Below are 12,025 nucleotides of genomic sequence, written 5' to 3' on the forward strand. Positions count from 1 at the left end.
TGCACAACGCGCCTTACCAGATGAAAATCTTCACCGATGTTACATTCCGTTTATTTGATTGACTACCGTTTTGATAAGCGTTTATTTATTGGTTGGCACATCCTTCTCCGTTCAGTACTACTTTATCATTGGGATAAATGGTATACCCGGCATTTGCCACACTGCAAATAATGGTCAGCACTTTTTCCAAAGGCTGGTTATGAAAAAATGTTCCTGCAATACGGCAATTCTTTAATGACTCATTGGCAAATAATATTTTCACATGGTATTTATCTCCTATCATAACAGCTGCTTCCTCCATGCTTACATCGTCCAGCACCAGGAATTCATCTTTCCATTTTACCACTTCTATGCTCTTCACCTCTGCCCTTGTTACTGTGCTGGTAAGCATATTTACCGATAACTGCTGATCCGCTACCAGTACACCATAGCTGTTTTTTTCATCATTTACCTTCACCTTACCCCTGGTAACGGTAACCACCACACGCTGCTGATCGGCCGATGCTTTTACATTAAAAGCAGTGCCAAGTACCTGCGTGCTGAGCTTACCGGTTTTCACGATAAAGGGTTTATCCGGCACTTCTTTAATATCAAAATATCCTTCTCCCCATAACCGTACTTCCCTTTTATTTCCTTTGAAATCGCGGTTATATTCCAGGCGGCTGTTGTCCGCGAGTAATACCGTACTCCCATCGGGCAGGCGTACAAACTTCGTTTGTACTTCCACCACTTCTTCCGCGGCAGGTGCTGCTGCGGGTCTGGTAATGGCTACCGGGGACTGCTTTCCGCCGGCATGCCACCACCACCAGCCAGCGAAAGGCAGCACCAGCAAGCCGGTTACAACAGCTGCCAGGGCCAGCCTCCGCATGCTGCGGCGACGGTTCCGTTTAAGCGGGATGATACTGGCAATATGTGATTCGGCCGACATAATATTGCCGATCATCTCATGATAGCGCTCAAATGAAACGCCTGGTTCCATAATGCCACTATCCCATTCCGCATCTATCCGGTTCTTTATTTCTTCATCAAAGTTGCCTTTGTTGATCAATCCCCTCAATTCATTCCACTCTGCCTCGCTGGCTTTCCCGGCAAGGTATTTATCCATTAATTCATTGAATCCAGGATCGTTCGTCATAACGATTACAATAACTTTACAGGAACTTACAGGTAGTTTTTCAAAACTTATATAATAACAGACACCCGGCAAATTCCAATGGTGGAGGGTGAAAAAATATATTTTTTATTATTATTTAATAAGAGACATCAACAGGAAGATACTGATGCTGCCGTTCAGGTAGCGGCGGATCGACTGTAATGCCCTGGCCATATGGGATTTAACGGTAACGGCGGAGATATGCATGCGACTGGCGATGGCCTCATGGCTTAGTCCTTCTTCTTTGGCGAGGCGGTATACTTCCCGTTGCTGGGGCGACAACTGTCCGAGGGCAGCCTGGATAATTTCCTGGTATTGGTATTCCTGTATCCGGTGATCAGTATCGTTTACCATTACTTCCCGGCGGCCCAGCTCTTCCTGGGCGGCGGCTTCGTTGGCCAGTTTGCGGAAACGGTTCAGGACCAGGTTCCTGGTCACAACTTTCAGGTAGGCATCCAGGTTTTTCACCTCCGGCAGGGTTTCACGTTTCAACCAGCACTTCAGGAACACATCCTGTACCACTTCTTCAGCGGCAGCCTGCGACCGGAGAAACCGGAATGCCACAGAATACACCTTTGTACGGTAGCGGCTAAACAGCTCCGTAAAAGCATACTCACTGCCCTGTGATAACAGCTCCAGCATTGTGTTCTCATCGTAATTACTCCGGGAAGGCATATCCACGTAATATATGATTGCCCGACAAAATAGTTCAAAATATTTTAGCAAAACAAAAAAACCGCAGCCAGGAATGACTGCGGTACTTTTCTTATCCACTCGTTTATCGTTGTAAACTCAACTCTGTATTATGCGAAAACTGTTGTAATGTAGTTGTTACGGTCTTTTCCAGTTCGGCGCCGGAAAGCTCTTTGCGGAAAGCTTTTTCCTCCAGCGCAGACATTACCTTATATAGCGGTTCATTATTTACTTTCTTCTGCAGGTTAATTTCACTGCTTTCACCATAAATTTTATCCCAACTCTTACGTACTACTGTCCAGAAAGCTTTATGTTGTTCCCACCATTCTTTAGCCAGCTGGCATTTGCTTTCGCCGGTGCGGTTATAGGTGTTCAATCCTTTCTCTCCTACAATCACCTTATCAGTACCATTTGCGCGGATCACTTTCTTGTTATCCTGCTCATGTACAGATCCGGTAGCAGTGATTTCATGATGATTTACCCGGTGTAATACATTATAGTCCTTGCGGGTGGTGTATTCGCGGCGGGGCAACGGTGCATCGGACGCAGCTTCCCAGTAGTGGCGGCCATCGGCATGTACCCAGGTAGCAGAGCCTTCGTAACGCGGCTCATCATCCACACCATATACTTTCTGCGACCACTGGCCCTTCACCTGGGCAGCGGGCAGGGTGATCTTCTTCCACTGGTTATCCTGTGCATAAGCAAGCAGTTGCTGATTTTCGTACTGCCAGTCTTCCGTCCAGTGCTTGATCACGCTGCTGTCTGCAATAAGCAGATGCTGCAATACAATGCGGCGGGGATCTTCGGATGCAACGGTTACATATTCTATGGCGTCAATAATTTTATGATATCCTTTGGGTTTATAGCTGGTATCTGCCGGGAATGTTTCCGTGTATTCAAAGGTCACTTCCTGGCATCCACACATACTTTTGATAGCTGCTTTATCCTGCGATAGTTTATCACCGCCCTTTTGCTGGGCTGTTGCTGCCAGCGTCATGAATGCGCCGATGGTTAAAATGGTAATACGTTTCATAAAAATAAAAATGAGTGGTTAGTTGAACTTACGTGTGCCATCCGGCTGATAAGCAAACCGGAAGTTATAGTAACGGCTTATTGAATTCTGATCCGGAGTGGCCGGCGCATCCTTATAATAGCTGGTCACTTCCAGTTTGGCATAATTACCGTTCGCTGTTTTCAGTACAATCACGGCGCCTGTTACCGGTGAAATCACGTGGGTGGTCATATTGTAGGAATACCAGCCGGTGATGGCTTTCTTTGCAGCAGCATCGGCAGTGTAGCCCGTTTCCGGCGCAGTTACCAACTGGCTGAATATGCCGGTGATCACCTGGGCTTCTGCTTTACCCGGTCCGCTGGTACCACCGTTGATGATGATGGTAGTGGCTTTGAAACCAATATCCCATTTGGTGGTGGCAGAATCGCTGTTGGGGATTACTTTATTGTCCACAAGACTGTATAAAGTAAAGCTGCCTTTATTCGCTGCGTCGGCGTCGACGTTTGCTACTGTTTTAGTTTCCACTGCAACAACCGGCGGTGTAACGGTATTATCATCATCTTTGCTGCAGGACACCAGTGTAAAAAGCGACAGTGACAGCATACCAGCTGTGAGTATTTGTTTCATATAGTATTTGGTTAATGGTTTACGTGATGATAAAAATTCCAGGTGGCCCCGACAGAATAGATCCTTCCGGGCATGGTGCTGATATGCTGCGCATCCGTGTAGTTAAATACGTTTTCCACAGTGGCCTGCATACGCAGCTGGCGTTTGAACAGGTATTTCGCGGCTGCCAGGTTTACCGTAGCATAACCGGGCACAAACTCGCTGGTCTTATCAGGCGTGTTATTCCCGTTTTCGTCGGTGAAGCCGTATTTGCTGCGGTACAGCACCCGTGCATTCGCATCTATACCAAAACGGGAAAGGCTATACGCAATTTTCAGGTTGGCGGAATGATGTGAGCGGTTAAACAATCCGAAGTATTCCTTACGGGTAAGTGCGCGTGTTTCCCCGGTAGTCTCATCTTTCGTATATACTTCCCCGTTCTTTACCCTTTTAAAAAGATCATTGTCCTTTGAACGAAGGTATTGATAGCCGGCAGACAGCTGCAGATGGCTACCAATGGCTTGTCCCAGCTCCGCTTCTGCGCCGGCAGTGGTAATGCTGTTGATATTTACATAGCTGTATACAGCGAGGTCGTTTGTTTTTACGGCAATAGCACGGGTGTCAATCAGGTTTTTTACACTGTTGTAAAAGACATTTGCTTTGACGGTGGTGCGGGAAAATGGTTTCCCTTCCACTCCCAGGTTGTATGACCAGGAGCTTTCGGCATCCAGGTTTTTTAGTTGTTCCGGGTCGATGTTTACCTGTTTGATCTGCCCCTGTTTCTCCATTTCTTTCAGGATGTCTGCCGCCAGTTTGGTACCTACCACGGTATAACCTACTGCTGCATTATTGAAATGCAGGTACAGCTGTCGGAAATCAGGTGCGCGGTAGCCGCGGCCTACGGTGCCCAGCAAGCGCCAGTTGGGCGTTAACTGGTAGGATACCGACAGCTTGGGGCTGAACTGGGAAGGGTATTGATTGTGTGTATCAAAGCGGCCACCGAGCAATACATTCCATGCATCTGCCGGTTTCCAGTTTTCCTGTATAAATACATACCCGGTATTAAAGGCCATACGTTCCTCATAGCGGGTGGCTTCCAGCGATTCATGCACATACCCCATACCCGCGGTGAGCTGATGTTTCGGGTGCAGCTGCCAGTCGGCCTGGTACTCCGGCTTCAGGTATTGCTGGGTAAAAAATGAGGCATCATACAAACTTTTGTCGGCCTGGTAATGCATATCCTCATTGGTGGAGTACCGGGAATAATACAGCCGCAACGTTTGCCTGAAATTCTTTGCCGGCGTATGAATGAGCTGCAATGATCCGTTCATGTCTTTCTCTTTTCCGATATCATCCACCATTCCTTTTACGTCGGAGAAATAGCTGTTGTACTTTTGTTCATAGTAGCGACCAGAGAGAACAGTGCTCCATTTTTCAGACCAGTTGTGCTGCCAGCGCGATTGTGCCGTATATGCTTTAAATGGCGACACGGTAGGCGTGCTGCCCCCTGTCCCGAGCGTGTATCCGTCACTGTTATAGGCATTTACGCTGGCGGAGAAAGATCCTTTTTTATAAGGAATACGCGTACTGCCATCGAGGGTATAGGTATTATTAGAGCCATACCGCCCGCTGATACTGCTTATTCCCTCCTTGCTGTTGTTGCTGGTAATGATGTTAATAACGCCTGCCAGTGCATCGCTGCCATAGAGTGAAGAAACGGGGCCTTTAATAATTTCAATCCTTTCAATATTGCCCACTACAATCCTCGACAGGTCGAAGGTGCCGGCAGTTCTGCCGATGAGCGGTTCGCCATCCAGTAATATAAGTGTATATTCTGCTTCCAGTCCCTGCATCTGCACGCCTGTTCCGTGGTTGGAGGTGATGAACAGGCCGGTTTGTTCTGCCAGTACCTGCTGCAGCAGTACCGCTCCCATAGCCTGTATCTGTTGTTTATGGATCACCGTAACCGGTACGGGTACTTTGCTTAACAGTTGTTCATTCCTGGTGGCGGTAACCACTACTTCCTGTAACACTTTACTGCCGGAAGTAGTGTCGGTTTGGGCAAAAAGGGTCCCTACCCGCATGATGCAGGTGAGCAGGAATAAAAATTTATACATCTTAAGGTTTATCTGAAATTGTGAAGCAAAAGTACGGGCATAAACATCAGTACCTTTACGAGTTTGGGAAAGTTATTTACGAGATCCGGAAATTTGCATTTAACTTAGTTAGTCCGGAAAACTAACCGGTGTCCAAACAATTTTAAATCATTACCTGTTCATTAATATATGAAAACACAATACTTCCCGGCGGGCGACAGAGGCGTGAAAGACATAGGCTGGCTGAAAAGTAATTTCTTCTTCAGCTTCAGTGATTTTTACCACCCGATGCGCAGCGCTTTTGGTACGCTGTTCGCCTTCAACGACGACTATGTAGAAGCCGGCAAAGGCTTTGGTATTCATCCACATGTGAATATGGAAATCATTTCCGTTTTGCTGAAAGGAAAGATGAACCATAAAGATACAATGGGATACAGTACCGAGATAGAAGCACCCGCTGTACAGATCATGAGTGCCGGCAGCGGGCTACGACATGAAGAGTACAATATAGGTACAGAAGAAGTTAACTTCTTACAGATCTGGATTCTTCCCAAACAACAAAACATTTCACCGCGGTATCAGCAGCGGAGTTTCCCCCTGGAAAAACGAAAGAACAAACTGGTAACCATCGTATCCGGTGAAGAAGGAATGCAGCATTGCTGGATCAACCAGAACGCGAAGTTGTCGCTCGGTTATTATGAGCAGCCGGCCAGTGTTACCTATACCTTTAACCAACTGAATAAATGCCTGTTTATCTTTTCCATTTCGGGCAGCCTGAGAGTACAGGACCAGGTATTGCAGCCGCGTGATGCTATCGGGATATGGGAAACCGGTGAGGTGATCCTGCAGTGTGGAGAGAAAACAGAGTTCCTGATTATTGAAACACCTGTCAATCAGAAGTAAGCATCTTCTTAATACATATTAAATACAAACATATTATTAGTTTTATAAAATAATAACATCCAATTTATTCATACAGGTAATTTATTCCACCGGGAATCATTAAATTTATACAGCACCGCTCCAAAGGGTCAATTACCTGTATGATTAATACCTCTCAAAATAATTACATAGGTTTCGAGGTACTCTTTAACCATGCCACCATCAGCATACTGGTTGCCGACAACCAGCACCGGATCGTGATGGCCAACCCCTTCCTGCTTAACCAGTTTGGCTACACAAAAGAAGAGGTTACGGGTCAGTTAGTGAGCTTGTTGCTTATTCACAATGGCAAAGAACAATATGCGGTACGGAAAAACACCAGCCAGTTCCCGGTAGAGATCAACCAGGTTAACCATAGCACCCCTGAAGGAATACTAACGATCATCTATATCACTGATACCACCGATCGCCGCAATGCTGAGATGACGCTCCGCGAGCTTTCACAGCAACGGAAAGAAGCGGCCGTTAAAGACGGTTCGCTCCAGCGGATGAACAGCTTCCTCAACAGTTTATGGACCAGCACCGGCGCCATGATCATCGTAATCAATACCGATGGTTTCATCAGGTGGTTCAACCCGGCAGCAGAAAGGATACTGGGCTACAAAGCCAGCGAAGTGGTGGATGTGTATACCCCGCTGCTGCTGCATGATCCGGAAGAAGTAGCCCTGCGGGCAGAAGAATTTTCACAACAGCTGAATCAGCCGGTTGCTCCCGGTATGGAAACACTTACGATCAAAGCCAGGCTGAACCTGTACAATGAATACGAATGGCAGTATATCCGGAAAGATGGAAGCAGGCTACCGGTTTCCCTGACGGTATCCGCCATCCGCGATGCCTCCGATATTACCGGGTACATCGGCATTGCCATTGACCTTTCCCGCATTAAACAGGCCGAATCAGAGCTGAGAACTTCCCTGGAGAAAGAGCGGGAGCTGAATGAACTTAAATCCAGGTTTGTATCCCTGGCCTCCCACGAATTCAGGACGCCACTCAGCGCTATTCTCTCTTCCATCTACCTGGTGTCCAAATATGAAGCTGATGATGATTTAGCCAAACGGAGTAAACATATTCAACGTATTATTTCCGCCGTAAATATGCTGACGGATATATTAAACGATTTCCTGTCGGTAGGAAAAATAGAAGAAGGAAAGATACAGGTGCGCCCCGGTACTTTTGATGCCGGCAAACATATCAGCAACATTCTCGGTGAAATGGACGGACTCAAAAAAGCCAAACAGAATATTTACTATGCGCACCACGGCGCTGCTCATGCCTGCATGGACCCTACACTATTAAAACACATTGTTATGAATCTTGTATCCAATGCCATCAAGTTTTCTCCGGAGGGAGCCATCATTTCTATCCGTTCACAATGTAGCGACAGCACTTTCCAGTTATCCGTAAAAGACAAGGGAATAGGTATTTCAGAAGAAGACCGCCAGCATCTTTTTGAGCGTTTTTTCCGTAGTCAGCATGTATCCAATATCCAGGGCACCGGACTTGGGCTGCACATTGTAGCCAAATATGCAGAATTAATGAATGGCACAGTTTCCTGTAACAGCGCTCCGGAAAAAGGTACAGAGTTTATTGTTACGGTTCCCTTCCCCAAAACTGACGCTCATGGAAAAAATATTGCTGATTGAAGATAATGCTGCTATCCGTGACAACGTAGCAGAAATCCTTGAACTGGCCAACTACCAGGTGCTCACCGCCACCAACGGCAAAGAAGGCGTGGCAATGGCGCTGGAACACCTCCCCGATCTTATTGTATGCGATATCATGATGCCCGTGCTGGATGGCTACGGCGTATTACACATGCTGCATAAAAATAAAGCCCTGCAAAAAACGCCTTTTATCTTCCTGACAGCCAAAGCTGAAAGAACGGATATACGAAAAGGAATGGAGCTGGGCGCAGATGATTATATCACCAAGCCCTTCGAAGGCACGGAATTACTCAGCGCTATAGAAAGCCGCCTGAAAAGATGTGCAGAAATTAAACAGGACACCGTTACCGGTTTACACGGACTCCAGGTATTACTCTCTGCCAGTACCGGCAAGGATCAGCTGACCCTGCTCAAAGAAGACCGTAATACCAATCATTATAAAAAGAAACAAAGCATTTACGCCGCCGGCAATCGCCCGGATCATTTGTACTACCTGCTCCAGGGAAAAGTAAAAACGTATAAACGCAATGATGAAGGAAAAGAACTGATCATTGGTTTATATAACGAAGGAGATTTTCTCGGGTATAATGCCCTGCTTGAAGGCGGCAACTACCAGGAGTATGCAGAGGCGATGGAAGACACGCTGGTAGCGGTGATCCCACAAAAAGATTTTGAGCAGCTGATCAGCAGTAACCCCGAAGTGCTGGGAAAATTTATCCAGATGTTATCAAAAGAAATGGCGGAAAAAGAACAGCAGCTGATCGGACTCGCGTATAACTCGCTCCGTAAAAAAGTAGCGGAAGCATTACTGATGCTCGATAAAAAATACAATACAAAAGGCAGTAAACATTTTACGATTGATATCAGCCGGGAAAACCTTGCTGCAGTAGCGGGGGTGGCAAAAGAATCACTGATACGTACATTGGGCGACTTCAGGGATGAGCAGCTGATTGCATTGAAAGAGGGTCAGATTGCTTTTCTATCTATCAAAAAACTGGCGGCGCTGGTAAACTGATGTCTATACCTTTTCAGCGGCTATAAAAACGAGGAATGCCACCTTTAACCGCTCGTACTCCTGCATCATTCCTTCCATATCATTTTTCAGCACCGCATACGGATGAGGCGCAGGCACGCCCGCCGGCTGCTTATTCAGCCAGTCGAGCTGCTCCCCTATCTCATGCCGCAACAGGACCAACGACTCTTCCCGGTCCAGCATAGTGAGCTGAAACTCCTCTGCCTCCTCAATGAACGACCGCCGCGTTGTTTCTTTCAACGCTGCCGCCAGCCGGTTGATCAGCGAGGCATTATCTTCCCTTAAGGCTTTCAGCGTCCTGATCCAGTTGCTGCATGCTTCCCGGTAGGCAGCAATAGCTGTTTCAGTCAGAGGTTCATAAGACATATTGATATTGATAGTTGCTAATTATAATAGGTTTGCTGCATATGCAGATTCTTATCCGCTCCCCATTTCTTCAATAGCTGACATAGATGTTGCTGGTGATGATTCATCTGCCGGATGTTTGATATTAATTCCATCATCTGGCGGAGATATTGTTCGCCTGGTAAATAGTTCTCCTTTCTTGCCACATCTTCCAGTACAGACAACATGCTTTTGCTTTGCAAAACAAATTCTTTTACTACCCTGTATAGTTTAGAGATGTGTTCCTGTCCGGGTTCCACCACCGGTTCCCGTTTTTTTGATTTTCCGGCCGGCTGTAATTCCTGCTTCATATTGCGCAGAATCACATTGTGATAGATGGATGCCTCCCTGTAAAAATGAATGATGAGATCACTGAAATCCAGGTATAAGCCCGGCAAACTACCGGCAGCCGCTTGTACCTGCGTATAAAATTCTTCCAGCTTTGCCAGCACCTGCGCCGTTTCCGGTGCTGCCTTTTCGGCGATACAGCGCTGTATTTCTTCAGCATACCGGTCGTTGTTCCCCGGCATGCCCAACTGCATATCCAATAATGCTTTCACACCGGCATGACGTCCGTATTGCCTGAAAATATGATTCCCATACTTACGTAAATGCCTGATGGGAAAAAAGAGAAAACCTTCACAAAATTTCCGCTGACGGGATGTAGGAGTTAATCCGCTGAACATGATTTGCATTTTTTTTAACAGTAGGTAAAAGTACCACCGCTGATAGAACGGTGATACCTTCTCGAACAGCACATCTTCACTTTTATTTACGCCAAGGAATCCAGGTGGATGTCCAAATGCTGATGTAAAACTAAGCCGGAATGCATTGCTGAACAATGACGGGCATTACTCCTTCTGTTGACTGTCATCATTCTTTCGGATGACCGGCGTCATTACCCTGCTGCGGAGGCTGATAGTTCATGCAGCGGAAAACGAGGAATTTCCTTACTACGCGGCCCTGGCGGGTAACAACAATGGGAGGCAGCGGCCGTACCGAACTAAAGAACGGCGCCAGTTCTTCTTCCACAAACTCCTGTTCATCCACATCATCGTTTACGTCGGTCAATGAATTGATAAACAGGGCATTTTTTCCTTTTAATGCATTGATATCGGTGCCGATAAAATCGAACTGCAGGGCATTTTCACCAATAATATTACGGGAGTATACCATGCGCCCCAGGTAGAGATTGAGCATGGCACTGGTTTTATAATCATCTGCAGAGAAAATAAAATCATCGGGGTATTCTTCAGACAGTGTCTTTACACCGTCGCCCAGCCCTTTCCAGCCAATCATCGTATCATCAGAATGAATAGGTACCGGATAGAAAATGATCTCTACAGCCAGCGCCAGGTGTATTACCAATGAGCAAATCCACTGCCAGCGTACATATTTAAACGTGATCCAGGTGCTGATCCATATAATGCCCGTAATATAGGCAGGCATCATCCAGTTGATCTTTACCCAGTAAATAGGAGAAATCAGGAAGAAAATGCCAAAAACGGGGATAAAAAAGCATAACAGGAAAAGCTGCCGGGCAGAGATCCGGCCAATATGCCATCCGTATTTGCGGACCAGCTTATACACATAATACAGCAAGGCAAAGAATAATACCGGCAACAGGATGGCGGCCTGGTGACCAATAACACCGAAAAAATCCAGCGGCCGGAATTCCACGCCCCCTACCCGGTCGGATGATTGGAACCGGAAAGAGGCAAAGTCGTTATCCACATTCCAGATCACTACCGGCAAAATGGTGATACAGAAAACCACGATACTGGCAAAGAACCAGGGCGACCACAAATACCGGCGGTGCTCCCTGGACAGCAACAGGTAAAGCACGGCGCCCGCCGGCAGGAAAATAGCCGTATACTTGCTGTCGAATGCCAGTCCCATTGCAATCCCCGCCCATATCCAATATGCTTTACGCTGCTCAAACACCGCCCTGTACATAGCAATCAGCGATAATGTCCAGAACAGCAGCAAAGGCACGTCGGGCGTGGATACCAGTGATAAGATAGTGATCATCAGCGTAGCGCCCAGCAACAACAGGCTATTCCAGGCTCGTTCCCGGGGAAGGAAGCATGCCGACAAGCGATAAAAAGCCAGCAGGGTACCGATGGTTACGAGAGTATCTGCCAGCTTGATCACAAATACATGCCGGCCCAATAAGTCGGTAAAAGCACGCAGGATCCATGCTATTGCCGGAGGGTGATCGAAATATGACAGGGCGAAGTGTTGTCCGTAGAAATAATAATAGGCATCCTGGGGCATAGCTCCCATGATCCCTGTAAATGAAAATCTCATCAACACAATAATCCCGATGGCAACAGCCACCCACTTATTTGCTGTGATATAGGCCAAGAAACGATTACTCCCCGATAGATCCCGCATATGTTAGGCTGACAGTTGTGATAGTGTGATCAGAGTCGTTCCTTC

At 46.9% G+C, this 12,025-nt stretch carries 11 protein-coding genes; 3 read left to right on the forward strand and 8 right to left on the reverse strand.

What is annotated here, in order from left to right:
• Positions 1-85 precede the first annotated feature (85 nt).
• From PV783_RS26790 to PV783_RS26810, 5 genes are all read right to left on the reverse strand, one after another.
• A complete protein-coding gene (locus PV783_RS26790; RefSeq protein ID WP_420990292.1) occupies positions 86-1,135 on the reverse strand; it encodes a FecR family protein in 1,050 nt (349 codons plus the stop codon).
• Positions 1,136-1,246: 111 nt separating this feature from the next.
• Positions 1,247-1,828, reverse strand: a complete 582-nt coding sequence (locus PV783_RS26795) for an RNA polymerase sigma factor (protein WP_420990293.1) — start codon at positions 1,826-1,828, stop codon at positions 1,247-1,249.
• Between the two features lie 103 nt (positions 1,829-1,931).
• Entirely contained in the window at positions 1,932-2,879 is a 948-nt protein-coding gene (locus PV783_RS26800; protein ID WP_420990294.1) for a DUF6607 family protein, read from the reverse strand.
• 18 nt (positions 2,880-2,897) lie between these two features.
• On the reverse strand, positions 2,898-3,485 hold the full coding sequence (locus PV783_RS26805; protein ID WP_420990295.1) for an HmuY family protein: 588 nt from the start codon (positions 3,483-3,485) through the stop codon (positions 2,898-2,900).
• An 11-nt stretch (positions 3,486-3,496) separates the two neighbouring features.
• On the reverse strand, positions 3,497-5,581 hold the full coding sequence (locus PV783_RS26810; protein WP_420990296.1) for a TonB-dependent receptor plug domain-containing protein: 2,085 nt from the start codon (positions 5,579-5,581) through the stop codon (positions 3,497-3,499).
• Positions 5,582-5,749: 168 nt separating this feature from the next.
• Between PV783_RS26810 and PV783_RS26815 the strand changes: the two genes are divergently transcribed.
• The 3 genes from PV783_RS26815 to PV783_RS26825 all read left to right on the forward strand — a co-directional run bounded on the left by PV783_RS26815 (position 5,750) and on the right by PV783_RS26825 (position 9,181).
• Complete coding sequence (locus PV783_RS26815) at positions 5,750-6,463, forward strand: pirin family protein (RefSeq protein ID WP_079470307.1); 714 nt, start codon at positions 5,750-5,752, stop codon at positions 6,461-6,463.
• Positions 6,464-6,603: 140 nt separating this feature from the next.
• Positions 6,604-8,145, forward strand: a complete 1,542-nt coding sequence (locus tag PV783_RS26820) for a PAS domain-containing sensor histidine kinase (RefSeq protein ID WP_420990297.1) — start codon at positions 6,604-6,606, stop codon at positions 8,143-8,145.
• Entirely contained in the window at positions 8,123-9,181 is a 1,059-nt protein-coding gene (locus tag PV783_RS26825; protein WP_079470309.1) for a response regulator, read from the forward strand. Before PV783_RS26820 ends, PV783_RS26825 begins: the two co-directional genes overlap by 23 nt.
• Before the next feature lie 3 nt (positions 9,182-9,184).
• On the opposite strand, the gene PV783_RS26830 is transcribed toward PV783_RS26825, so the two are convergent.
• From PV783_RS26830 to PV783_RS26840, 3 genes are all read right to left on the reverse strand, one after another.
• Positions 9,185-9,565, reverse strand: a complete 381-nt coding sequence (locus tag PV783_RS26830) for a hypothetical protein (protein WP_079470310.1) — start codon at positions 9,563-9,565, stop codon at positions 9,185-9,187.
• Between the two features lie 17 nt (positions 9,566-9,582).
• Positions 9,583-10,269, reverse strand: coding sequence for a hypothetical protein (locus tag PV783_RS26835; protein ID WP_420990298.1), 687 nt, complete (start codon positions 10,267-10,269; stop codon positions 9,583-9,585).
• Between the two features lie 187 nt (positions 10,270-10,456).
• Positions 10,457-11,893 carry an ArnT family glycosyltransferase gene (locus PV783_RS26840; RefSeq protein WP_420990299.1) on the reverse strand — a complete coding sequence of 479 codons (1,437 nt, stop codon included), beginning with the start codon at positions 11,891-11,893 and terminating at the stop codon, positions 10,457-10,459.
• Positions 11,894-12,025: the final 132 nt, after the last annotated feature.

The sequence above is a fragment of the Chitinophaga sp. CC14 genome (assembly GCF_048957795.1).
Taxonomy (GTDB): Bacteria; Bacteroidota; Bacteroidia; order Chitinophagales; family Chitinophagaceae; genus Chitinophaga; species Chitinophaga ginsengisegetis.

Coding starts and splice junctions, on each gene's coding strand:
- PV783_RS26790 (WP_420990292.1), bottom strand. CDS start 1,135: ATGACGAACGATCCTGGATTCAATGAATTAATGGATAAATACCTTGCC.
- PV783_RS26795 (WP_420990293.1), bottom strand. CDS start 1,828: ATGCCTTCCCGGAGTAATTACGATGAGAACACAATGCTGGAGCTGTTA.
- PV783_RS26800 (WP_420990294.1), bottom strand. CDS start 2,879: ATGAAACGTATTACCATTTTAACCATCGGCGCATTCATGACGCTGGCA.
- PV783_RS26805 (WP_420990295.1), bottom strand. CDS start 3,485: ATGAAACAAATACTCACAGCTGGTATGCTGTCACTGTCGCTTTTTACA.
- PV783_RS26810 (WP_420990296.1), bottom strand. CDS start 5,581: ATGTATAAATTTTTATTCCTGCTCACCTGCATCATGCGGGTAGGGACC.
- PV783_RS26815 (WP_079470307.1), top strand. CDS start 5,750: ATGAAAACACAATACTTCCCGGCGGGCGACAGAGGCGTGAAAGACATA.
- PV783_RS26820 (WP_420990297.1), top strand. CDS start 6,604: ATGATTAATACCTCTCAAAATAATTACATAGGTTTCGAGGTACTCTTT.
- PV783_RS26825 (WP_079470309.1), top strand. CDS start 8,123: ATGGAAAAAATATTGCTGATTGAAGATAATGCTGCTATCCGTGACAAC.
- PV783_RS26830 (WP_079470310.1), bottom strand. CDS start 9,565: ATGTCTTATGAACCTCTGACTGAAACAGCTATTGCTGCCTACCGGGAA.
- PV783_RS26835 (WP_420990298.1), bottom strand. CDS start 10,269: ATGTTCAGCGGATTAACTCCTACATCCCGTCAGCGGAAATTTTGTGAA.
- PV783_RS26840 (WP_420990299.1), bottom strand. CDS start 11,893: ATGAGATTTTCATTTACAGGGATCATGGGAGCTATGCCCCAGGATGCC.